Source organism: Leucobacter chinensis, assembly GCF_019049105.1.
GTDB classification, from domain to species: Bacteria; Actinomycetota; Actinomycetes; order Actinomycetales; family Microbacteriaceae; genus Leucobacter_A; species Leucobacter_A chinensis.
This window is the reverse complement of the sequence record NZ_JAHQZR010000001.1, coordinates 128,295-150,489: the sequence shown is the minus strand read 5'-3', so window position 1 is coordinate 150,489 and position 22,195 is coordinate 128,295. Positions and strand designations below refer to the sequence as shown.

The 22,195-nt window shown below is 61.2% G+C and carries 20 protein-coding genes; 9 read left to right on the top strand and 11 right to left on the bottom strand.

The annotated features are described in order from the left end of the window. The first annotated feature begins 61 nt into the window (after positions 1-61). From KTJ78_RS00715 to KTJ78_RS00705, 3 genes are all read left to right on the top strand, one after another. Positions 62-1,351, top strand: a complete 1,290-nt coding sequence (locus KTJ78_RS00715) for an MFS transporter (RefSeq protein WP_217131770.1) — start codon at positions 62-64, stop codon at positions 1,349-1,351. A gap of 152 nt (positions 1,352-1,503) precedes the next feature. After that, on the top strand, positions 1,504-2,859 hold the full coding sequence (locus KTJ78_RS00710; protein WP_217131769.1) for an NAD-dependent succinate-semialdehyde dehydrogenase: 1,356 nt from the start codon (positions 1,504-1,506) through the stop codon (positions 2,857-2,859). 211 nt (positions 2,860-3,070) lie between these two features. Further along, complete coding sequence (locus KTJ78_RS00705; RefSeq protein ID WP_254259225.1) at positions 3,071-4,345, top strand: ABC transporter substrate-binding protein; 1,275 nt, start codon at positions 3,071-3,073, stop codon at positions 4,343-4,345. A 107-nt stretch (positions 4,346-4,452) separates the two neighbouring features. Here KTJ78_RS00705 and KTJ78_RS00700 read toward each other — a convergent pair whose 3' ends face one another. Continuing rightward, positions 4,453-5,289, bottom strand: a complete 837-nt coding sequence (locus KTJ78_RS00700) for an SDR family NAD(P)-dependent oxidoreductase (protein ID WP_217131768.1) — start codon at positions 5,287-5,289, stop codon at positions 4,453-4,455. Positions 5,290-5,400: 111 nt separating this feature from the next. On the opposite strand from KTJ78_RS00700, the gene KTJ78_RS00695 reads away from it, so the two are divergent. Both KTJ78_RS00695 and KTJ78_RS00690 read left to right on the top strand, forming a co-directional pair. Next, entirely contained in the window at positions 5,401-6,012 is a 612-nt protein-coding gene (locus tag KTJ78_RS00695; RefSeq protein ID WP_217131767.1) for a TetR/AcrR family transcriptional regulator, read from the top strand. A gap of 32 nt (positions 6,013-6,044) precedes the next feature. Continuing rightward, positions 6,045-7,274 (top strand): NADH:flavin oxidoreductase, encoded by a 1,230-nt coding sequence (locus tag KTJ78_RS00690; RefSeq protein WP_217131766.1) that lies wholly within the window; start codon positions 6,045-6,047, stop codon positions 7,272-7,274. 3 nt (positions 7,275-7,277) lie between these two features. On the opposite strand, the gene KTJ78_RS00685 is transcribed toward KTJ78_RS00690, so the two are convergent. After that, positions 7,278-7,892 (bottom strand): TetR/AcrR family transcriptional regulator, encoded by a 615-nt coding sequence (locus KTJ78_RS00685; protein ID WP_217131765.1) that lies wholly within the window; start codon positions 7,890-7,892, stop codon positions 7,278-7,280. 110 nt (positions 7,893-8,002) lie between these two features. On the opposite strand from KTJ78_RS00685, the gene KTJ78_RS00680 reads away from it, so the two are divergent. Continuing rightward, a complete protein-coding gene (locus KTJ78_RS00680; protein ID WP_217131763.1) occupies positions 8,003-8,788 on the top strand; it encodes an SDR family NAD(P)-dependent oxidoreductase in 786 nt (261 codons plus the stop codon). 64 nt (positions 8,789-8,852) lie between these two features. On the opposite strand, the gene KTJ78_RS00675 is transcribed toward KTJ78_RS00680, so the two are convergent. The 6 genes from KTJ78_RS00675 to KTJ78_RS00650 form a co-directional block, all read right to left on the bottom strand. Then, positions 8,853-9,629: an ABC transporter ATP-binding protein gene (locus KTJ78_RS00675; RefSeq protein ID WP_217131761.1), complete on the bottom strand. Its 777-nt coding sequence runs from the start codon at positions 9,627-9,629 to the stop codon at positions 8,853-8,855. Then, positions 9,626-10,585, bottom strand: coding sequence for an ABC transporter ATP-binding protein (locus tag KTJ78_RS00670; RefSeq protein WP_217131759.1), 960 nt, complete (start codon positions 10,583-10,585; stop codon positions 9,626-9,628). The genes KTJ78_RS00675 and KTJ78_RS00670 overlap by 4 nt, the downstream gene beginning before the upstream one ends. Next, on the bottom strand, positions 10,578-11,564 hold the full coding sequence (locus KTJ78_RS00665) for a branched-chain amino acid ABC transporter permease (RefSeq protein ID WP_217131758.1): 987 nt from the start codon (positions 11,562-11,564) through the stop codon (positions 10,578-10,580). The genes KTJ78_RS00670 and KTJ78_RS00665 overlap by 8 nt, the downstream gene beginning before the upstream one ends. Positions 11,565-11,574: 10 nt before the next feature. Beyond that, complete coding sequence (locus KTJ78_RS00660) at positions 11,575-12,846, bottom strand: ABC transporter permease subunit (protein ID WP_369807913.1); 1,272 nt, start codon at positions 12,844-12,846, stop codon at positions 11,575-11,577. Positions 12,847-13,232: 386 nt separating this feature from the next. After that, complete coding sequence (locus KTJ78_RS00655; RefSeq protein WP_369807912.1) at positions 13,233-13,928, bottom strand: uracil-DNA glycosylase; 696 nt, start codon at positions 13,926-13,928, stop codon at positions 13,233-13,235. Further along, on the bottom strand, positions 13,925-14,698 hold the full coding sequence (locus KTJ78_RS00650) for an SDR family oxidoreductase (RefSeq protein ID WP_217132141.1): 774 nt from the start codon (positions 14,696-14,698) through the stop codon (positions 13,925-13,927). The genes KTJ78_RS00655 and KTJ78_RS00650 overlap by 4 nt, the downstream gene beginning before the upstream one ends. Positions 14,699-14,853: 155 nt before the next feature. Between KTJ78_RS00650 and KTJ78_RS00645 the strand changes: the two genes are divergently transcribed. From KTJ78_RS00645 to KTJ78_RS00635, 3 genes are read left to right on the top strand one after another with little or no spacing between them, the layout of a single operon-like run. Then, a complete protein-coding gene (locus tag KTJ78_RS00645) occupies positions 14,854-16,173 on the top strand; it encodes a bifunctional o-acetylhomoserine/o-acetylserine sulfhydrylase (RefSeq protein ID WP_217131756.1) in 1,320 nt (439 codons plus the stop codon). Positions 16,174-16,179: 6 nt separating this feature from the next. Further along, the gene (gene metX, locus KTJ78_RS00640) at positions 16,180-17,397 is read left to right on the top strand and encodes a homoserine O-acetyltransferase MetX (RefSeq protein ID WP_217131755.1); all 1,218 of its coding nucleotides are present in this window, start codon (positions 16,180-16,182) and stop codon (positions 17,395-17,397) included. 49 nt (positions 17,398-17,446) lie between these two features. After that, complete coding sequence (locus tag KTJ78_RS00635) at positions 17,447-18,220, top strand: hypothetical protein (RefSeq protein WP_217131754.1); 774 nt, start codon at positions 17,447-17,449, stop codon at positions 18,218-18,220. Between the two features lie 24 nt (positions 18,221-18,244). Here the strand turns inward: KTJ78_RS00635 and KTJ78_RS00630 are convergent, their stop codons facing one another. From KTJ78_RS00630 to guaB1, 3 genes are all read right to left on the bottom strand, one after another. Continuing rightward, the gene (locus KTJ78_RS00630) at positions 18,245-19,291 is read right to left on the bottom strand and encodes a hemolysin family protein (RefSeq protein WP_217131753.1); all 1,047 of its coding nucleotides are present in this window, start codon (positions 19,289-19,291) and stop codon (positions 18,245-18,247) included. Next, positions 19,284-20,603 carry a hemolysin family protein gene (locus KTJ78_RS00625; protein WP_217131751.1) on the bottom strand — a complete coding sequence of 440 codons (1,320 nt, stop codon included), beginning with the start codon at positions 20,601-20,603 and terminating at the stop codon, positions 19,284-19,286. The genes KTJ78_RS00630 and KTJ78_RS00625 overlap by 8 nt, the downstream gene beginning before the upstream one ends. Positions 20,604-20,687: 84 nt before the next feature. Beyond that, entirely contained in the window at positions 20,688-22,127 is a 1,440-nt protein-coding gene (gene guaB1 / locus KTJ78_RS00620) for a GMP reductase (RefSeq protein ID WP_217131749.1), read from the bottom strand. Positions 22,128-22,195: the final 68 nt, after the last annotated feature.

The window sequence follows — 22,195 nt, the reverse complement described above, 5'->3', positions numbered from 1 at the left end:
CGTCAACGTGACCCTGTGCGGCGCGGGGCTGTCGCTTCCCGTTTTTACCGCATAGACTCTCATGGTGGGAGTATTTACCGATCTAAGCAAGACACCAGGCGTTTTTCGTATTCTAACTTCGCAACTCACAGCGAAGTTTCCGTCTGGCATGCTCTCGATTGCGCTCATGCTGCACGTCGAGCACACCTTCGGCGACTACACGTCGGCCGGCATCGTGCTCGCCTGCATGAGTATCGGCCAGGGCGTTGCTGGCCCCATCACGACGCGCCTCATGGGCGTCTGGGGCATGCGGCCCGTGCTCATCGCTACCTCGGCCGTGAGCGCAACGGCACTCACCATCATCGCAACCGTTCACGCGCCGCTCGTCGTGATCGGTGCGATCGCCTTCATCATGGGGCTCTTCACGCCGCCCATCACGGCCGCGGTGCGCACGATCTACCCGAAACTCGTACCGGGGCACCAGGTCGCCCCTCTCTTCTCGTTCGACGCGGCGTTGCAAGAGATCATCTGGATCGTGGGCCCCGTACTCGCGGTGTTCATCGCGGCGATTGGTAACCCCGCACTCGGCTTGCTCGTCGCGGCCGGTTTCATGATTGGCGGCGGTGCGTGGTTCATCTCGGCCCCGCAAATCGGGCTCGTGCGCATCCCGCGCTCGCGTAGACGGCTCGGTGCGGTACTCACGCGCCCCACGGTGCTGCTCTCAACCATCATCGGCTTTCTCTTTGTCGCTTCGTTCGCTTCGATCGAGCTCGGCATCGTCTCGATCTACGGCCATGACGGACTCGAATCGGGCATCGTGCTCGGGTTTTTTGCGCTCGGTTCGCTCATCGGTGGCGTGACCATCGGCAAGAATGCTCCCGGCCCGTGGTCGCTCGTCATGCGCTCGATCATCGTGCTCGCGGGCACGGCCCTGTGCCTGCTCTCGTTTAACATGTGGTGGCTGTGCGCCGTGCTGCTCGTCGGTGGCTTCGGCACGGCCCCCATGATCTCGGCGCTCTTCACCATGGTGTCTTCGACCGTGAAGTTCTCTGAAACCGCTGAGTCATACGGCTGGATGCAGACGGGACACCTCATCGGCGCCGCCCTCGGCTCTGCCATCGCGGGCATCGCCGTTGACGCTTCGGGCCCGCTCGGTGCCATCTGGGTATCGACCGGATTTCTCGTACTTACGGTCATCGTGTCCGGCTTCGCGGCCCGCTGGGCTCCCGATCTGCGCGGCGTCGACGCAACCCCCATTCCTGACACCGAACCGATTCAAATTCCGGTCGATCTTCCTTCTGAGCCCATGACGCTCCCGCCCACCGACGACACACCAAAACAATCTCGCTTCGGAAAAAAGCGGCGCAAGTAACGAAAACAGCGCTATCTCATGAAGATCGCATCGGTATCGGTGGTGAATCGTCTGAGATACCACCTGTTTTGTCTGTTTTTGACAGCTATAGTGGATTGTGGGTTGAGGGGCACCCCTCTCTCCCCTCCGCTACACCATCACAAGGAGTGTTCATGGGCAAGTACGCAGTTATCAACCCCGCTACCGGAGAAAAGGTAGTGGAGTTTCCTGATGCAACCGATGCAGAAATTCAAGACGCGCTCGCGAGCGCGCACAAGACCTACCAGGAATGGTCACGCAACACGACCGTTGAGGAGCGCGCAGCGCTCGTCCAGCGCGTCGCCGACCTTCACCTCGAGCGCAAAGACGAGCTCGTAGACATCATCGTTCGTGAAATGGGCAAGCCCGTTGACCAGGCGGTAGGCGAGGTCGAGTTCTCGGCAGAGATCATCTCGTACTACGCCAAGAACGGTGCCGAGTTCTTGAAGGATCAGGAGCTTCACACCGAAGACGGGCAGCGCACCTTCGTTCGCCGCCAGGGCCTCGGCGTTCTTCTCGGCATTATGCCGTGGAACTTCCCCTACTACCAGATCGCTCGTTTTGCAGCGCCGAACATCATCGCTGGCAACACGATCATCCTCAAGCACGCAGAGCAGTGCCCCGAGTCGGCAGCTGCCCTGCAGCAGATGTACATTGACGCTGGCCTGCCCGAGGGCGCCTACGTCAACGTGTACGCAACGCACGATCAGATCTCGACCATCATCGCTGATGATCGCGTTCAGGGCGTTTCACTCACCGGTTCAGAGCGTGCTGGCGCAATCGTTGCTGAGCAGGCTGGCCGCGCACTCAAGAAGTGCGTACTCGAGCTCGGTGGCTCAGACGTTCTGCTCGTTCTCGACACCAACGACATCGACTTCGCCGTTGAGAACGCCGTCGGTGGCCGCATGGAGAACTCGGGCCAGGCTTGCAACGGCTCGAAGCGCATCGTGGTCATGGACAAGTACTACGACGAGTTCAAGGAGAAGTTCGTTGCTGCGATGAGCGCACAGTCGTACGAGAACGGCGACTTCGGCCCACTCTCGAGCGACAAGGCAACCGAGACGCTCACCGCGCAGCTCGACAACGCCATCGCTCAGGGCGTCACCATTCTCACGGGCGACAACGAGCCCAAGGGCAACTTCTACACGCCAACCGTTCTCGAGGGCATCACCCCCGACATGGATCTGTACAAGCAGGAGCTCTTCGGCCCCGTTGCACAGCTCTACAAGGTTTCGAGCGATGAAGAGGCAATCGAACTCGCGAACTCATCACCCTACGGCCTCGGCTCAGTGCTCATCTGCGACGACGCTGACCGTGCGATCGAGGTTGGCTCGAAGCTCGACGTTGGCATGGTCTTCATCGGTGGCGCAGGCCTCGATGCGGCAGACGTTCCCTTCGGTGGCATCAAGCGCTCGGGCTACGGCCGCGAGCTCGGCCCCTTCGGCATCGAAGAGTTCATTAACAAGAAGGTCTTCCGCTTCTCAGCGTAAGGCTTAGCCGTTCCCAATGGGGCGGTGCGACCATCGTGTTCGGTGGCCGCACCGCCCCATTGTCGTTGCTACGAGTTCTCGGCGAAGCGAGGTTTTCGGTCACGAGACGCTAACGATATGCACTCCCAGGCTTTGCCCGCTCCAAAGGCTAGCTATGCTCGGGCTAGATGCCGCAACGGTGCGGCATGCGCAACGCAGAAAGGCCTCCTCAATGAAGAAGTTTTCGAAGCAGCTGATTGGCGCGACCGCGCTCATCGCTAGTGCCGCTCTTGCGCTGAGTGGCTGCAGCAGCGACTCGGGCAAAGGCGACGCCCCGGCTGGCGACAGTAAAGGGAATAGCTCAGACGAGCAGGTCCTGAAGATCGCTTCACTCCTGCCCCAGACAGGCTCACTCGAGCACCTCATTTACGGGCCGCAGGCAGCCATCAAGCTCGCGATGCAAGATATCAACGACGCCGGCGGCGTGCTCGGCAACCCCGTTGAGCTCGTCGCAGAGGGCAACGAGCACGACCCGACTGACCCTACGATCATTTCGAAGAGTGTCGACGAGATCATTGCAGCAAAGCCAGCCTTTGTTCTCGGCGCCATGGGCACCGGTAACACGAACGCCGCGATGCCGAAGCTCACCGAGGCTGGCATTCTCATGGGCTCGCCTTCAAACACGGGCATCGCGCTCGCGGGCTTCAACAAAAACTACTTCCGCACCATTGCTTCTGACAAGATTCAAGGTCGTGCACTCGGTAACCTTATTCTTCAGGATGGCCACACGAAGGTTGCGGTACTCACACAGAATAACGATTACGGTAAGGGCCTGCGAGACAACCTGCAGGAGACCCTTGAAGAGGCGGGCGCCGAGGTCACCTTTGGCGCGAAGGGTAAGGGCGAAGAGTTCCCCGAGGCGCAGACCACCTTCTCGTCTGAGGTCACGGCTGCACTCGATTCAAAGCCCGATGCTGTGGCTATGGTGAGCTACGTTGAGGCAAAACAGGCGATTCCCGAGCTTGCCGCTCAGGGTTTCGACCTCAAGAACCTGTACCTCGTTGACGGCAACACGGTGCCCTACACCGAGTTCGACGATGGGCTCCTCGAGGGCGCGCAGGGCACGACCCCTGGCCGCACGGTCGACGATTCGTTTAAAGATGACCTCGTAGCCGTACAGTCAGACGCAGACAAGAGCACGAACTTTGCCCCCGAAACCTACGATGCGGTGGTTCTCGTGGCCCTCGCTGCGCAGCGTGGCGGCTCTGCCGACACCGAGACCATCAAGGCAAACCTGCACGCGGTTTCGGGCGATAAGGGCGGCGAGAAGTGCGATACGTTCAAAGCCTGCCTCGCACTGCTCGAAGACGGCAAAGACATCCAGTACGAAGGTCGTGCCGGCGGCGGCCCACTGAATGACGACAATGAGCCTTCGACAGCGCTCATCGGTCTGTACAAGTTCGACGGCGAGAACAAGCCCAAAGCTGTAGGCGAGATCGAGGGCTAATCACTCTCTTCGCTCTACGCGCAGCACTGAGGCCGGCTTCCATCTGGAAGCCGGCCTCAGTGGTTTCTTGCGCTCACCCGAGTGTTGCAGCCGGGTGAACGGTGACGTTACTGCCCCATGTCAAGCACCGGCGTCGTGCGGTCGCGAATCATCGCTGCCCGCGGCATGATGCCCTCGTCAATAGCCTCAGGCTGCGGAGTCACCCAGTACTGCCCCGCGGCTACCTGCTCGAAGACACGGCGTGCGTGCTCCTCAGGCGTGATGCCCGTCTCTTCGGCACGCTGCTGCAGGCTCTGGTTAAAGGCGTCGGCCTCTGGTCGGGTGCTCGCGCTCTTCGCGGCAACAAAGATGTCGCTCTTCACCGAGTCTGGCATAACGACCGAGACCTGAATGGGCGACTGCATCATTTGCAGTTCGTAATGCAACGACTCGGTAAGCGCGAGCGTGCCGAACTTCGTCACGCTGTACGGGGCCATCAGTGGGCTCGGGAAAAGGCCGCCGATTGACGAAAGCTGCATGATCCACCCCGGTGTTCCCTGCTCGATCATTCGGGGCACGAAGGCGCGCAGCACGTTCACGTAGCCGCCAATGTTGATGCGCAGCATCGCGTCCCACTTCTCGGCCGGAATCTCCCACGACCAGCCCATCGCCATAATGCCCGCATTATTCACGAGCATATCGACACTTCCAAAGTGTTCAATCGTGCGCTTCGCGAGGGCTTCAACCGAGTCCGGGTCTGACACGTCGGTCACGACTGCCAGCACCTCTGCCCCGCCTTCTCGCAATGTTTCGGCGGCACCTTCGAGGCGCTCTCGAGCAATATCGGCGAGCACAACCTTCATGCCGAGCGCTGCCGCCTGCGAGGCAAAGCCGTGGCCAATGCCAGCCGATGCACCCGTGATAACGGCAATCTTGCCTGCAAACTGTTCAACTGAGGTACTCATAGCGCTCTCCTTTGGCTCAGCCTCGGCGGGCTGCCCCTACCGAGGCGTTCTGTGGTGTACCCCCAGGATAGCATTTTTGACCATTATGGACAATAATGCTACGGTGAGGCCATGAGCCCCACCACACAGCCATCAGAAAACCGCCGCGGCCGCCCGAGCGTCATCAACCGTGACGCCATCGGCGAAGTGGCGTTTCGACTGTGGGACGAACAGGGATTTGCCGCGACGACCTGGCGAGATATCTCAGAGGCGAGCGGCGTGAGCGTTCGCACCCTGACGCGACACTTCAACTCGCAGCTCGACCTCGTCTCGATGGGCGTCGACGCTGCCGCAGAACGGCTCAATACGGCGCTTGCAGAGGCCCCGAGCGACGCGCCGCTCGACACCCTACTGCGCGAACTCGTCACGCAGGCGGTTGCGGTCGACACACAAACCGGCAACATTCCGCTCATCTGGCAGCGCGTGCTCAGCGCCGAGCCGCTCCTTCGAAGCGCCTTTCGAACCGTGAGTGAAAGCTGGACAGCCGAGCTCGCAGGGGCGATCACCGAGCGCTCACCAAACATCCCGGCGACAACCGCCCGGGCTATTGCCGCAGCTTTGCACGCGGCAGCCTCCAGTGCCCTGCTCGACTGGGCGATGGCTGGGGGCAACGGCGACGCCGCTGAGGCGGTCGCCGACGCACTGTCGTGGATCACAGTGCTCGACCCCGCGCCTGGCCGCTGAACCCACAGCAGCCCGGTCGCAGAGAGGAACCCATGACCGATTCGCACACACCCACAACCCCAGACGTGCTCTCACCAGCACAGCTTGGCCCCATCACGTTGCGCAACCGCATCATCAAGGCGGCAACGTGGGAGGGCATGGCACCCAAGGGGCTCGTGAGCCAAGAGCTCATCGACTACCACCTCGCGCCGACCCAGGGCGGCATTGGCATGACCACGGTCGCCTATCTCGCGGTTGCTCCAGAGGGTCGCACTGAGAAAAACCAGATTCACTGGCGCCCCGAGGCCCTCCCTGGCCTGCGCCAGCTCACCGAGTCGATTCACAAGACCGGCGCAAAGGTGTCGGCCCAGATCGGTCACGCTGGCCCCGTCTCAGACCCCTCGTCAACGAAGTACCCGGCGCTCGCGCCAAGCTTCTCGATGAACATGCTTGGTCTTCGCCCGAACCGTGTCGCAACGAAAGATGACATCACCCGCATCACGAGGCAGCACGCTGAGGCCGCGAAGATGGCCCGCGATGTCGGCTTCGATGCCGTCGAGATTCACCTCGGGCACAACTATTTCGCCAGCTCGTTCCTCTCGCCAGGCATCAACCGCCGCAAAGACGAATACGGTGGATCGCTCGCCAACCGCGCTAAGGTCGCGAGGGGCGTCATGGAGGCGGTCAGCGAGGCCGTTGGTGGCGAGGTCGCGATTCTCGCGAAGCTCAACATGGAAGACGGAGCGAAGAGCGGCATTCAGGTCGACGAGTCTCTGCAGACCGCGCTCTGGCTCGAGCAAGATGGCACGCTCGACGCGCTTGAGCTCACCGCGGGATCAAGCCTCTTGAACCCCCTCTACCTCTTCAAGGGCGGTGCCCCGGTGAGGGAGTTTGCCAAGAACCAGCACAACCCGCTGCTCAACCTCGGGCTCCGCATGGTGGGCCGCTTCTTCATGCGCGAGTACGAGTACGAGCCCCTGTACTTCATGGAGACGGCGAAGCAGTTTAGGCGCGAGCTCAAGCTGCCCATGGTGCTGCTCGGCGGTGTTACTGACCGCGATGGCATGGATACCGCGATGGAAGAGGGCTACGACTTTGTCGCGATGGGTCGAGCCCTCCTGAGGGAGCCCGACCTCATCCAAAAAATCGCGGCTAACCCGGCAACCGCATCGCAGTGCATTCACTGCAACCGGTGCATGCCAACGATCTATAAGGGCACGTACTGCCCCGAGATTCCGGGCATCAAGGCACCCCGCCCGGCGCTTCCGCTCAGCGTCATCTAAGCGCTAGGCTGAAAGCCCTTCGATTCCGCGCGAGAGCTGCGTGAACGCCCTGCGTGCGAGCACTGCCGGGCGTTCTGCATCTTGCTCACCCGCCGACCAGTGTTCGAGGCTCACCCGAATAGCATCGGTTGCTGCAGCGGCGAGAAGCCGCACCGCAAAGACCGATGCTGTCTCGCTCGCGTGTTCGTCAAGCACCGCGGCGAGCTGCCGCTCTGCCTCACCGTTCACGCGATGCCAGACGGTGCTGAGCGCCGGGTCGCCGTGAGCGGCCTTGAGTAAGCCGCGCACCTCATCGAGCTCAGCACGGGAGCGATCATCGTCAGGTGTCAGCACCTCGACGACGGCCGCGGCGATCGCGCTCGGCAGGTCGCCGTCGTCGTGCTGCTCGATCGCCGCGCGCCACCTCGCCGCACCGACGTTTAAGAGTGGCGCAACGGCGTCTTGCTTCGACGGGAAGTAGCGATAGAAGGTGCGCACCGAGACCCCGGACTCAGCAGCAATGTGCTCGACGGTCACCCCAGCAACGCCATGCTCGGCAAAGAGCCGGGCCGCGGTTCGAGCGATGTCGAGCTGCGTTTCAGCCTTACGGCGTTCGGTGAGTGAGAGCGAAGTATTCATGCCTCTATCGTAGGCGGGAATAAAACCACAGGCGACATGGTTAGACTAAGTGACACGATATGCCACTAAGGCAATTCGCGCCCAGCAAGACTTCAACGAAAGGAAACCCCATGAAACGCTATGAAGGTCGCCGCTCACTCGTTACCGGAGGCGGTTCAGGCATTGGCCAGGCAACCGTTCTTCGCATGCTCTCAGAAGGTGGCAGGGTCGTCGCAGCCGACGTCTCAGAGGCTGGCCTCGCCGACACCGTCACCAAAGCGGGCGACGCCGCCGACCGCTTGCACACCGTCGTCGTGAACGTTGCCGATGAGGCTTCGGTCAAGGCTGGAGTCGCAGAGGCAGCAGAGTGGCTCGGGGGCATCGACGCGCTCGTCAACGCCGCAGGCATTCTGCGCTCGTCTCACACGCACGAGACCTCGGTCGAATCGTTTGAGCAGGTGCTGCGCATTAACCTCGTGGGCACGTTCCTCATGATTCGTGAGGCAATCCCGTCACTGCGCGAAGGCAACGGTTCGGCAGTCGTCAACTTCAGCTCGACATCGGCGAACTTTGCTCACCCCTACATGTCGGCCTACGCAGCGAGTAAGGGTGGCATCCAGTCGATGACCCACGCGCTCGCCGCAGAGTACGCGAAAGAGGGCATCCGCTTCACCGCCGTTCAGCCTGGCTCAATCTCGTCGGGCATGACCGACGGGTCAGGGGCAAGTAAGCAGAGCGAGGGCCCGGGCCTTCCCGCTGACGCCGACATGATGCTCCTCGCAAAACTGCAGCCGGCACTCGGCCAGGGCTTCGCAGGCCCCGAGACCGTGGCGAGCGTCGTTGCGATGCTCGCGAGCGACGACGGCCGCTTCATCACCGGCACCGAGGTGCGCATCGACGGCGGCACGCACCAGTAATCAGGAACGCTTGGCATATCGCCACAGCAGTGGGCGCCCGTTCTCGCAACGGGCGCCCACTGCGTTATGAGGCTTCGCCGGCGCTCTGCGCCTGCGACTTCGCCTCAACATCTTTCGCGAGCGTACCGAGGTAGAGCTCGATGACTCGCGGATCGTTCGCCAGGCCACGCCCCGTTCCCTCGTAGGCATTCGTGCCCTGATCGAGCACGTAAGCGCGGTCACAAATTTGCAGGCAACGCCTGGCATTCTGCTCCACCATGATAATCGTGACGCCGGTCTTATTGATCTGACGCGTACGAATGAAGGTCTCGTCCTGACGCACGGGCGAGAGCCCTGCGCTCGGTTCGTCAAGCAGGAGCACGCTCGGCTTCATCATGAGCGCGCGCGCCATGGCAACAGACTGGCGCTCGCCTCCCGAGAGCGAGCCGGCGAGCTGCTTGCGACGATCCGCCAGCATCGGGAACAACTGCCACATCTCGTCGGCACGCTCCGCGAACTCACGCGGCTTCAGGTACAGCCCCATCTGCAGGTTCTCTTCGATTGTGAGCGACGGGAACACGTTGTCGGTCTGCGGAACAAAGCCGACTCCCTCACGCACGAGCTGGTTCGTGCGATGCTTCGTGACGTCTTTGCCGTCGAGCGTGACGGTGCCCTTGCGAATGTTCACCAGCCCGAAGAGCGACTTGAGCAGGGTCGACTTGCCGGCGCCGTTCGGACCGATGATGCCGACGAGTTCGCCGGGGTACGCCTCGAGCGAGCAGTTGTTCAGAATGTTGATTCCGGGCAGGTAGCCCGCATCGAGCCCGTCGGCCCTCATGATTGGCTGTGGCGCGGTGGTCATCGCGACTCCTCCCTGACTTCTTCTTCGATCTGCTCTGAGATGTTCAGCATGATGCCGGTCGTGAGCGACGCGTCATCGCCCAGGTCGCGGTCATGGTGCGCACCGAGGTACGCATCAACCACGGCCGGCGTTGTCATGACCTCTTCTGGCAGGCCCTCGGCGATCACCTCACCCTGTGCCATGACGACAACCCAGTCAGAGATATGCCGCACGACGTGCATGTCGTGCTCGACGAAGAGCACGGTGGTACCCTCGTCACGCAGCCGCTGAATGTGCTCGAGCAGGCTCTGCGTCAGCGCCGGGTTCACGCCCGCCATGGGTTCGTCGAGCATAATCATCGACGGGTTCGCCATGAGCGCGCGAGCCATCTCGAGCAGTTTCTTTTGGCCGCCCGAAAGGCCGCCAGCCATATCGTCCCGCTTCGCGTCGAGCTTGAATCGTTTGAGCAGCGCCTCGGCCCGCTCGATATTCTCACGCTCGCGCTTCGCCCAGAAGGGCTTGGCAAGGCTCACGAACAGGTTTTCACCGGGCTGGTCGTTTGCACCAATGAGCATGTTGTCGAGCACGCTCATGCCGCTGAGCGCCTTCGTCAGCTGGAATGTGCGGATCATGCCCGACCGGGCCACTTTTGTCGCGCTCGTGCGGCCGAGATCTTGCCCGTTGAAGCTCCACGCAGGGCGTTCCTGGCCCCCGGCTGGCTTCGACGGATGGTCAAAACCGGTGAGCAGGTTGAAGAACGTTGTCTTGCCGGCGCCGTTGGGGCCGATAAGCGCGGTGATCGCTCCGCGAGGCACCTCGAGGTGGCGCACGTTTACGGCCGTCATACCGCCGAAGCGACGCGTGACACTGTCAACGGTGAGAATAGGGTCGGGCTTTGCAACGCCGGGCACCTGGTCGAGCGTGCGCAGCTCTGCACGCAGGGCCTCGCGGTCTGAGGGGTAGTTGCGGTCAGACATTGAATGACAGCTCCTTCTTATTGCCGAGAATGCCTTGCGGCCTAAAGATGACGAGCAGCATGAGCATGAGGCCGATGAGCACCCACGCGATAATCTCAGTTTGCTGCCCCGAAAGAATGTGCGAGGGCACGAACTCGGTCATCGCGCTCGTGATCACGAGACGCACGACGAAGAAGAGAATCGACCCGAGCAGCGGCCCGAGAATTGTCGCGGCTCCACCGAGCAGCATGATCATCCAGAGGTTGAAGGTCGTGGCACGACCCATCCCGTCGGGGTTGATCGCAGCGGTGAGTGACATGATGATGCCGCCAAAGCCGCCCATCACGCCACCGATCATGAGTGCCTGCAGCTTGTACGAGAAGGGGCTCTTGCCGAGGCTCCGCACGGCGTCTTCGTCTTCACGAATGCCCCGCAGCACACGGCCCCAGGGGCTCCGCATGATCAGCCAGGTGATGAGCAGAAAGAGCGCGACGAGTGACCATGCCACGATGCGCGACCACCAGTCATCAACGCCGGTGTTCACGTAGGTCATGCCGAGGAACGTCGTTCGACCCTCCGGCAGCGGCGAGAGCGCGTTGAGCCCCTCGCGAAAGAGCGGGCTCTGAATGCCGCTCGGCCCGCCGGTCAGCGGTGTCATGTTCGCGAGTCGGGCGACCATGCGCACAATCTCTGCGGCACCGATGGTCACGATCGCGAGGTAGTCTCCCCTAAGCTTGACCGTCGGAATGCCGAGCAACAGCGCAAAGAGCATTGAGGCGAGCATAGAAATGATGATCGCTGGGAACACCCCGAGGCCGTGCATGACTGAGATAACGAAACCGTAGCCGCCAACGAGCATGAAGCCCGCCTGGCCGATGTTCATGAGGCCCGTGAAGCCGAAGTGAATATTGAGACCGATCGCGGCAATCACAAATGCTGCGGTGACCGGAGAAAGCGCGGTCTGCAGGATTGCCTGCAGAAGTCCTGTCCAGAATTCCATGGGTTGCTCCTTAACCGATCCGCTCTTTTCGGCCAAAGAGGCCTTGTGGTCTCACGAGCAGTACCACGATGAGAATGAAGAGTGCGGCTGCGTGCTTGAGGTCGCCTGGCAGCCAAATGTTTGCCGTCTCGACGATGATGCCGATGATCATCGCACCGACGATGGCACCGAACGCGGTGCCGATGCCGCCGAGAATCACCGCGGCAAACAGCAACAGCAAGAAGTGCCACCCGGTGTTCCACGCGATGCCGTTGAGTACGAGGCCAATGAGCATGCCTGAGAGGCCAGCAAGAGCGACTCCCATGACCCATACGAGGCGGATCACCCGCTGCACATCGATGCCCGACGCCTCGGCAAGCGGCCTGTTGTCGGCCACCGCCCTCGTAGCCCTACCAAACCTGGTGTACTTCATGATGAGCCCGACTGCGATGATGAGCACGAGGGCAATGCCCATCGCAATGTACGACTGCACCGTGAGCGTGACGCCTAAGATACGCACCGTTTTCGGGGTCGAAGGATCAATGCGCAAGATGTTGGCACCGAAGAAGAATTGGAAGATGTTTTGCAGCACGATGGAAAAGCCGATTGAGACGATCATCATTTGCATGAGGCTGAGCCGTTTCTTACGCAACGGCTTCCATAACACGGCGTCTTGCAGCCAGCCCACCCCGGCCATCAGTGCAACAACGATGAGGCCGGTCAGCCAGAGGTTTCCGGTGATCTGCATGAAGAGGAAAGCGAAGATGCCACCCATTGACAGCATCTCGGCATGAGAGAAGTTTGAGAGACCGGTCGTGCCGTACACGAGCGAAAGCCCTACAGCACCGAGCGAGAGCAGGAGCCCCATACGAATACCCGACGCGAGCTGCTGCCAGAAGCGTGGCCATGAGAAGCCGTCACCGCCAGCCTCGGCGGCCGGCTGCCCCTCAACAGCGTTGGGGTTAGCGCCGGGGGTAGCCTCGGCGCCCTCAGACTCTTCGCCTGAATCGTCTGGCTCGGTTGTCGGGGCGGCCTGGCTAGGCTCGTCGCTGAGCCCGAACAACGCGGCCGAAACCGTGTGCAGTTTAACGTCGACGGTACGTGGATCGACCGACTTCAAGAACTGGCCATCGGGCAGGCTCTCTTCAGTCACCGCGACGGTATATGAACCCGCCTCGCTTACTGAAAAGCTCCACCGACCATTCTCATCGGTTGTGGTGGTCTCGTCGCCTTCGCCACCGGTCATAGTGAGTTCGATGCCAGCAGCAGGCTCTCCCTCGCTTGTTTTAATGATGCCTTGCACGCATCCCGTATCGCTGCTTGGAACGCATTCTGCCGCGTGTGCCGCGGGCGCTGCGAGAAGAGTACCGAACAAAACGAATAGGCAGAGGGTGACTGCTACGAGTATTCGTCGTGTTCCCGTACGAAGTGCTTGAGGGGGGTGAACCATTGCGCCTCCGAATTTTCCATTACGAAACGCCAATGATCACATCAGCGCTGACATGCTTCGTTTCCGAATCCTATCGAAGCCTGTCAGATCGACGCGCCCTTTCACATGATCTCTGGGCATTGTTATCGACTAGTAACATGCGCCGCACGATGCGAACGAGATCTCATTCGCGGCAACAAGCGATGCTTTGGGCGGCTCGCGCCGATCCGCCAGTTTCAGCAGGAGGGGCTACACGGCAGTCAGATTCGCCAGTCGATGGGGGCAGCCCCAAGCGAGGCGAGTGCTTCATTCGCTCTGCTAAACGGCCGCGAACCGAAAAACCCTCTCGAGGCTGACAGGGGCGACGGATGTGCACTCTCGATTATCGGAGTATCACCCAGAAGGGGCTTCAGGCTGCGGGCCTGGTTGCCCCAAAGAATCGCCACGAGCGGGCCCCCACGTGCGGCGAGCGCCCGAATCACGTGCGACGTGAGCTCCTCCCACCCTTTCTTGGCGTGGGAGGCCGGTTCGCCAGCGCGCACGGTGAGTACTCTGTTGAGGAGCATAACGCCCTGGTCGGTCCAGGCGCTCAGGTCACCGTGTGGTGCCGGCGCAATGCCAAGGTCGTTCTCGAGCTCGGCGTAGATGTTCTTCAGACTGCGGGGCAACGGCCGCACATCGCGCTGCACGGCAAATGAGAGCCCAATCGCATGACCCGGTGTCGGGTACGGGTCTTGGCCAACGATTAACACTCGCACCCGTTCAAGTGGCTGTTCAAAGGCCCTGAGAATGTGTTCGCCAGCGGGAAGCGTCACAACCCCTGCCGCGTGTTCTTCACGCAAGAGTTCGCCAAGTGCCGCGAGACGCTGAGCCTCGGGTTCGAGCACACCCACCCAGTCCTGCGCAATGAACCCCTCGGCTGCAAGCTGAGCGGGGGTCAGTGCGTCAGTGCTCACGCCTGGTCTTCCCCACGCACCACGAGCGGGCCGCGGTGGGTATGGAAGACACTGGACTGGGCAACAGGACGCAGCACGATCAGGTCTTGGTTTACGTGCGCCGGCTGTTCACAGGCGTCGACGAGCACCTGTGCGACGTCGTGCGCGGTCAACGACTCGACGTTGTCGTATGGCTTTTCAGCGGCTTCCGCGTCACCCCGAAGCCGATTCAACGTGAACTCTTCGGTGTGCACGAGGCCGGGTGCGAGCTCCATCACGCGAATCGGTTCGCCAGCGAGCTCGAGACGCAAAACCTCGGTCACCGCGTGGGCTGCATACTTGGCCGCGTTGTAACCGCCTCCTCCTGGGTAGGCTGCAAGGCCGGCGGTCGAGGTCAGGTTCATAATGGTGGCCCCTGCACCGTGTTCGCGAGCCGCCTCACGAAGTGTTGGCAGGAGTGAGGCCGTCACTGAGCGGAGCCCGAGAACGTTCACTTCGAACATCCAGCGCCAGTCGTCGTTCGAAGCATCTTCAACCCGGTCAACGCCAAGCGCTCCCCCAGCGATGTTCGCAAGTACGGTTGCACCGCCAGTTTCTCGTACCTGTTGAGCCATTGCCGCGACCTGAGCCTCATTCGTCACGTCACACACGATGGTCATCACGCCGGTTTCTCTCGCGAGAGCTTCGAGGCGTTCTCGCCGTCGAGCCACCGCGACCACGTTCCAGCCGCGTGCCACGAACTCACGAACGCTCGCTTCACCGATGCCCGACGAGGCTCCTGTCACTACCACTCGTTTCACGGTCGCTCTCCTTCGATGCTGTATCTGTCAGGGGGTCACGTTACGCTGTGTTGCAAGGGTGTTTGTCATCACAACTGTTCCAGCTTACGCTCGAATCATTCACAATACGATTTTTCACGCTTCACACTTTCAAGGAGAAACAGACGATGAGCAACGATGCCAACTGGGGGTTTGAGACAAAGCAGGTGCACTCGGGCCAGCAGCCTGACCCGGTAACCGGTTCACGCGCACTACCCCTCTACCAGACCACCGCTTACGTGTTCAAAGACACCGATCACGCAGCAAATCTTTTCGCGCTCGGTGAGTTCGGGAACATCTACACCCGCATCATGAACCCCACACAGGACGCTGCCGAGCAGCGTATCGCTGCGCTCGAAGGCGGCACCGCGGCACTCCTGCTCTCAAGCGGCCAGTCGGCAATCACGTTCTCCATTCTGAACATTGCGGGTGCAGGCGACCACATTGTCTCGTCAGCGTCAATCTACGGCGGCACGCACAACCTCTTCAAGTACACCTTCAAGAAGCTTGGAATCGACGTCACCTTCATCGAAGACCAAGACAGTGAAGCCGAGTGGCGAGCAGCGGTACGCCCTAACACCAAGGCATTCTTTGCCGAGACCATTGGCAACCCCCGCACGAACGTCCTCGACATTGAAACGGTCGCAAATCTCGCACACGAGCACGACCTTCCCTTCATCGTCGACAACACGATTGCCACGCCATTCCTCGTGCGCCCTCTTGAGCACGGCGCCGACATCGTCGTGCACTCGGCAACGAAGTTCCTCTCGGGCCACGGCACGGTTCTCGCTGGCGTCATCGTTGACGGCGGCAAGTTCCCCTGGTCACAGCACGCCGAGCGCTTCCCCGGCCTCACCGAGCCAGACCCGTCATACAACGGCGTGAGCTACACCGGCGCCCTCGGCGATGGCATCGCTTTTGCACTCAAGGCACGCGTGCAGTTGCTGCGTGACATCGGTGCCGCAATCGCCCCGAACTCGGCATGGCAGCTGCTCCAGGGCATCGAGACCCTCTCTCTGCGCGTCGAGCGCCACAACCAGAACGCGCAGCACGTTGCCGAGTGGCTCGAAAACCACGAGAGCGTCGCGAGCGTTTCTTACTCGGGCCTCCCCTCGAGCCCGTGGTACGCGGCAGCCAACAAGTACGCCCCGAAGGGCGTGGGCGCAGTTCTCTCGTTCGAGCTCAAAGGCGGCGTCGAGGCAGGTAAAGCATTCGTCAACAGCCTTGAGCTGTTCAGCCACGTCGCAAACATTGGCGACGTGCGCAGCCTCGTCATTCACCCGGCTTCGACCACGCACTCTCAGCTCAGCCCAGAAGAGCAGTTACAGGCTGGCGTGACGCCGGGCCTCGTGCGACTCTCGGTAGGCATCGAATCGCTCGCTGACATTCAGGCAGACCTTGAGGTTGGCTTTGCTGCCGCCCGCGAGGTCGTCGCGCAGGGAGCATAACGCTCGATGGACTGGCAAACCCCCGAAGATTCCTTTCCCACTGACTTCATCACTGACGCTCAGTTAAGGGCCCTTATCGGCCGCCCTCCCATCACGGGAGGGTGGCGTGAGGGCGACCCAACGGGCAACCGCCAGTTCGCGAACCTTGGCCCCCTCACAACCGAGTCGCGCGAGGTCATTCCTCACGTGCGTATGGCCTACGAAACCTTCGGCACCTTGAACGACGACGGCAGCAACGCCATTCTCGTCTTTCACGCCCTGACCGGCGACAGCCACCTCGTCGGCGACGCTGGCCGCGGCCACGCAACCGACGGCTGGTGGGCCGAAATCGTTGGTCCTGGCAAGGCGCTCGATACCGACAGGTTCTGCGTCATCGCCCCCAACGTGCTCGGCGGCTGCCAAGGCACCACCGGGCCGGCCTCACTCGCACCGAACGGTGTCGAGTGGGGCGGCAACTTTCCGTACCTCACGATTCGTGACCAAGTCGCAGCAACCGAAAGACTGCGCGAGCACCTCGGTATCGAAACGTTCCACACCGTCATTGGAGGCTCAATGGGCGGTATGCACGCCCTCGAATGGGCGGTAACGCATCCCGACCGGATTGAGCGCCTCGCTGTCATTGCGGCTCCACCGATCTTGACCGCCGACCACATCGGGTTCAACCTGGTGCAGCTCGAGGCGATCCGCTCTGACCCTTACTACCGCGGCGGCAACTACTACGACTCACCCGACGGCCTCGGCCCACACAATGGGCTTGCAACAGCCCGGCGCATGGCCTTGCTCAACTACCGCAGTAATACCGAACTCAACGCACGGTTTGGCCGTTCGTGGCAGTCGGCGCGCAGCCCGCTCGGAAACGGCGGCCGCTTCGCGGTTGAGTCATACCTCGACTTTCACGGTAATAAGTTCACCAGGCGCTTCGACGCTGGCAGTTACCTCACGCTCGTTGAGGCCATGAACTCCCATGACATCGGTCGTGGCCGCGGTGGGGTCGAACGGACGCTTGGCGAGGTGACCGTGCCGACCCTCGTGATCGGCATCACCACCGACCGACTCTTCACGCTTGAGGGGCAAGAAGAAATCGCAAGGCTCGTTCCCGGCAACATCGACGGCGACGTACCAACCATCATTGACTCCCCTTACGGCCACGACGCATTCCTTATTGAGTTCGACGTCGTCGGCGAACATCTCGCGCGGCTCATCGCGCACGCAGCCAACGAGTAGGCAACGTTCAGCCTCTTCCCCGTCAGTGTCAAGGTGCGAGCCTTACGCTATGAGAGATATGAACTTCTTCGTCACCTCCAGGTCGCACCACGGCAAGAGAGCCCCGCTACGGCGCACGCTTCTCATGGGCTGCTGGTGCACTGTTGGCACCCTCTTATTTACCGGTTGCTCAGAGGTGGCCGAGGTCGCTGACCAGGCGGTACGTAGTTTTAACGCAGACGCGAGCTTGCTCGCCCCGGTGACAAGCACCACATACTCGATTAGCGGTTCAGTTGAAGCTCCCGAACAAGATAACGAAGAAGCTTCGCCAGAAACCGACGAGACCTCTGCAGAACTACTCAGAGATGCTTCGGGAACCATCGTGACAAGTGATGGCATTGTGACGAGCATCGAGCTCGTTGCTTCTCTGGAGTCGCAAGACGACCTACGGTTCGTTCTCACCGAGCCAGCGCTCTACGAGCGTCGCGGCGAGCCCCTCGAATCATTCGGGGCCATTGGCACACTCATCACGCCCTCAGCCACCTATCCCGACACAAGAGTGCTGTTCACGCCACAGTTCGATGAAGACAGCTCTCGCGCTGAGGCTACATTCGACCTGCCAGACTCTTTCGTCACCGAGGGGCAGCTCTCTGCCCGCACCGTCCGCCTTGAGCTCGTGCTCGAACCGCTCGCAACTTTTGACCAGCCCTCCTCAGCGCACGAGGGCGAAGGTGCTGAAAAGCAGCAGTCTCAAGAAGGCTCCGAAAACCCAGAAGCCCAGCAGGGTGAAGAGGGCGTTTCAGAGGGCGACCAACCGCAAGCGGGCCCCCAGCCCGAAGGCTAGAGGCCCGCACCGTTACGGTTCGGTTTAGTCGAAGCGTTTGCGTCGGGTAGCGTCGTGCACCTCTCCCACAAGCTCTTCAATAACGTCTTCTAGGAAGAGCACGCCAACTTCCTCACCCTCAGCTGCGGTAACCCGCGCGAGGTGCGTGCCCTCCTGCTGCATGAGAGCAACAACATCACCGACCACCGCATCTGCCGGCACATCGAGCAGTTGCCTGATGCGTTTGGCTGGAATCGGATCGCCAGCGCGTTCAGGCGCGATGCGAATAAGGTCTTTGATGTGTACGTAGCCAACGAGGGAGTCGTGCTCGTCGGTGACGATATAGCGCGAGAAGCCGTGTTTTGCGACAGTCTGCTCGACCTCATCAGGTGATGAGAGGTGCGAGATAGTCACGAGAGCATCACGCGAAACGGCAACCCTTTCAGCATTCTTCTGCGTGAAATCAAACGCAGCAGTGAGGGCGCCGCTGCGGTCTTCAAGCAGGCCTTCCTCTTGTGAGTGGCTCACGATCGTTGCGACCTCTTCGAGCGTGTAGCTGCTGTTCGTCTCGCTCTTTGGCTCAACACCAAACAGCCTCAGAATGCCGTTGGCGATCGCGTTCAGGCCTTTGATGAGCAGCCCGAACACCCGAGAGACCGCCACGAGCGGCGGTGCGAGAATGAGCACCGCGCGATCTGGCACGCTGAACGCCGCGTTCTTAGGAATCATCTCACCTACCACGACGTGCAGGTATGTAACGAGCACAAGGGTGATGATGAAGCCGGCAATCGACACCATGTTCGCGCTCATGCCGGTCCATTCGAGCGGCCCTTCAAGAAGGTGGTGGATCGCGGGTTCAGAAACGTTCAGGATGACGAGCGAACAGACCGTGATGCCGAGCTGACTCGTCGCGAGCATGAGGGTCGCGTGTTCCATCGCGTACAGTGCCGTCTTGGCGCGCTTCTCGCCAGCCTCTGCGCGTGGCTCGATTTGCGAGCGCCGCGCAGAAATTACCGCGAACTCGGCTGCCACGAAAAAGGCGTTCGCGAGCAGCAACACGAAAAGCCAAAGAATACCTGACCACTCACTCATCGTTCTCACCTCCCCCGGTTTCTGCTGCTCTCGTAAAGAGCAGGCGATCCACTCGCATCCCATCCATCTTCTGCACCGTCAGGGTGCCTTCGGGAACGGCAACGCTATCGCCCTGCTGCGGCATGCGCCCCAGCTCATAGACGACGTACCCGGCAACGGTGTCGTATTCGGGCCGCTCTGGGACCACGATGCTCGTCTGAGAGAGAACTTCGTCGGGCCGAAGGTCGGCGGGAAACTCGATGTGGTCACCGCGCTGCGAGATCTCGACCGAATCGCGGTCGTGCTCGTCGGCGACCTCGCCAATGAGCTCTTCAACGAGATCTTCGAGCGTCACCATGCCTGAGGTGCCTCCGTACTCGTCGACCACGATCGCGATTTGGAAACCCTGGTTACGAAGCTCGCCAAGCAGTACATCGAGTGGCATCGTTTCAGGAACACGTGGCGCATCATCTGACAGGGCCGCAACGGGAACCTCTTGACGCTTTTCGCGCGGCACTCCGACCGCCTGTTTAAGGTGCACAACGCCGACAACATCATCTCGGTCTTCGTCGATCACGGGAAAGCGCGAGAAGCCGGTTTTACCCGCGAGGTCGATGACGCTCTGTGCGGAGTCGAGCTTGTGGAGGCTCTCCATTTTCAGCCTTGGCGTCATAACGTCGATTGCGTTCCTCTCTGAGAAACGCAGCGTGCGGCCAATGAGGTCGGCGGTCTCTTCTTCAAGTAGACCGGTATTCGCTGAGTGGCGCACGAGAGACGAAAGCTCTTGGGCGGTACGTGCGCTCGAGAGCTCTTCTTTCGGCTCGATACCGACCTTGCGCAAGAACCAGTTGGCACTGCCGTTGAGCCCGAGCACAGCGGGTTTGAAAACCGCGGTAAACCCGAGTTGCAGCGGCGAGACAATCTTGGCTGTTTCAAGTGGCTTCGCAATTGCAAAGTTTTTGGGCACGAGTTCACCGAAGATCATCGAGAGCAACGTCGCGATCGCAACCGCGAGTGGCACCGTAATGATCGGCAATACCGCGTCACTGATGCCGAGAGCACCAAGCGGCGCATTAAGCATGGTGCTGAGCGCTGGCTCGAGGGTGAAGCCCGCGAGCAGCGTCGTGAGCGTAATACCGAGCTGAGCACTCGAGAGCTGCGTCGAGGTGGTAGAGAGAGCTTTGAGCACTGAACCAAGCCCGCGCTCCCCCGCGCTTCTGCGGCGTTCAAGGGCAGCGCGTTCGAGAGCCACGAGCGAGAACTCGCTCGCAACGAAAACGCCAGTGCCAAGGGTAAGCACAAGACCTATAGCGAGCAGAATCCACTCGTTCATGCGCGGTACCCCCGCGTGGGCTCAAGTGAGTTGCTACTCGGAGGGTCGTCGGAATTCGATGATCTTCTCATAATTATTTGCAGTTTATCGTGAAATGCGCTCGCGCGCCCGGCCTTCTTCATATCCCGCAGCCGACTGCACCCCCACGACGGCTCGTTCGTGGAACGCCTCGATGTCCCGCGCACCCGCGTAGGTCATCGACGAGCGTACCCCAGCCGTGATCGCGTCAATGCTGTCTTCGATCGAGGGACGTTCTGGGTCAAGCTTCACGCGACTCTCGCTGATGCCCTCTGAGAACATCGCTTTGCGCGCACGTTCGAAGGCGCTGAGCCGAGCGAAGCGTTCGGTCACAGCCTTGGTCGAGGCCATACCCCAGTTCGTCTTAAAGAGGTCGCCGTTCGCCTCGCGTTGAATCTGCCCGGGCGACTCGATGTTGCCCGCAAACCATGAACCGATCATCACGCCACGGGCTCCCGCAGCGAGCGCGAGCGCAACGTCACGTGGAAACTGCACTCCACCGTCTGCCCACACATGAGCACCCGCAACTCGGGCTGCTTCGGCGGCCTCGAGAACCGCTGAGAATTGGGGCCGGCCGACGGCCGTCATCATGCGCGTCGTGCACATCGCACCGGGGCCAACCCCGACCTTGACGATGTTCGCCCCCGCTTGCACAAGATCGTTAGTCGCCTGAGCGGTGACGACGTTGCCAGCAACAATGGGCACTCCCAGGTCGAGTGCAGCGACGGCTTCGACGGCCTGCACCATGGCGCGCTGGTGCCCATGCGCGGTATCGAGTACGAGTACGTCAACGCCGGCCTCGACGAGGGCTTTTGCTCGGCCAGTCACGTCACCGTTGATGCCAACGGCGGCCGCAAGACCGAGGGTTCCCTGCGCATTCAGATTCGGAGTGTAGACGGTGCTACGCACGGCGGTCTTGTCAGAAATCGTGCCGATGATGTGGCCCCGACGCACGACAAGCGCAAAGGCGTGGTTGGTTGCGGCCAGTGCCTCGTAGGCTTGTTCACCGTCGGTGATCGTCTCGGCCTCGAGTGCGAGCCACCCGCTCTGCGAGAGCTGCCCCAGGGTGCTGTGTCGGTCGACCGTTGCGAGCAGTTCGGCTGGCACCACTCCGAGGTCTTCGTCACCCTCGGTCACGATAAACGCAAACCCACGGGTTGCCGGTAGGCGCGTAAGGGCTTCAGCAACGGTTGTGTCGGCACTCGCGCGATACGGGCTGTCCCAGAGTGGCGATTGCTCTTTGACCCAGCGGATCGCACCCAGCAAGTCTGCAGGGCCCATATCCTGTGGCAACACGCCAATACCGCCACGCCTCGCGATCGTTGCTGCGAGGCGTGGGCCCGTCACCGCGTTCATGTTTGAGGCAATGAGCGGAATCGTCATGCCGGTCCCGTCACCGGGGCCCAGGTCTGCCTCGTATCGGCTTGTAACATCGCTCAAGCTCGGCACAAGAAAGACGTCTGAATAGGTGAGATCACCGTGGATTCCTGAGTCAAGAAACTGCATAGTTCTCACGCTACCGTGCCAGGGTGCGAAGATCGAGCTTCACCTGATTGTCCATGGTGCATTGTAAG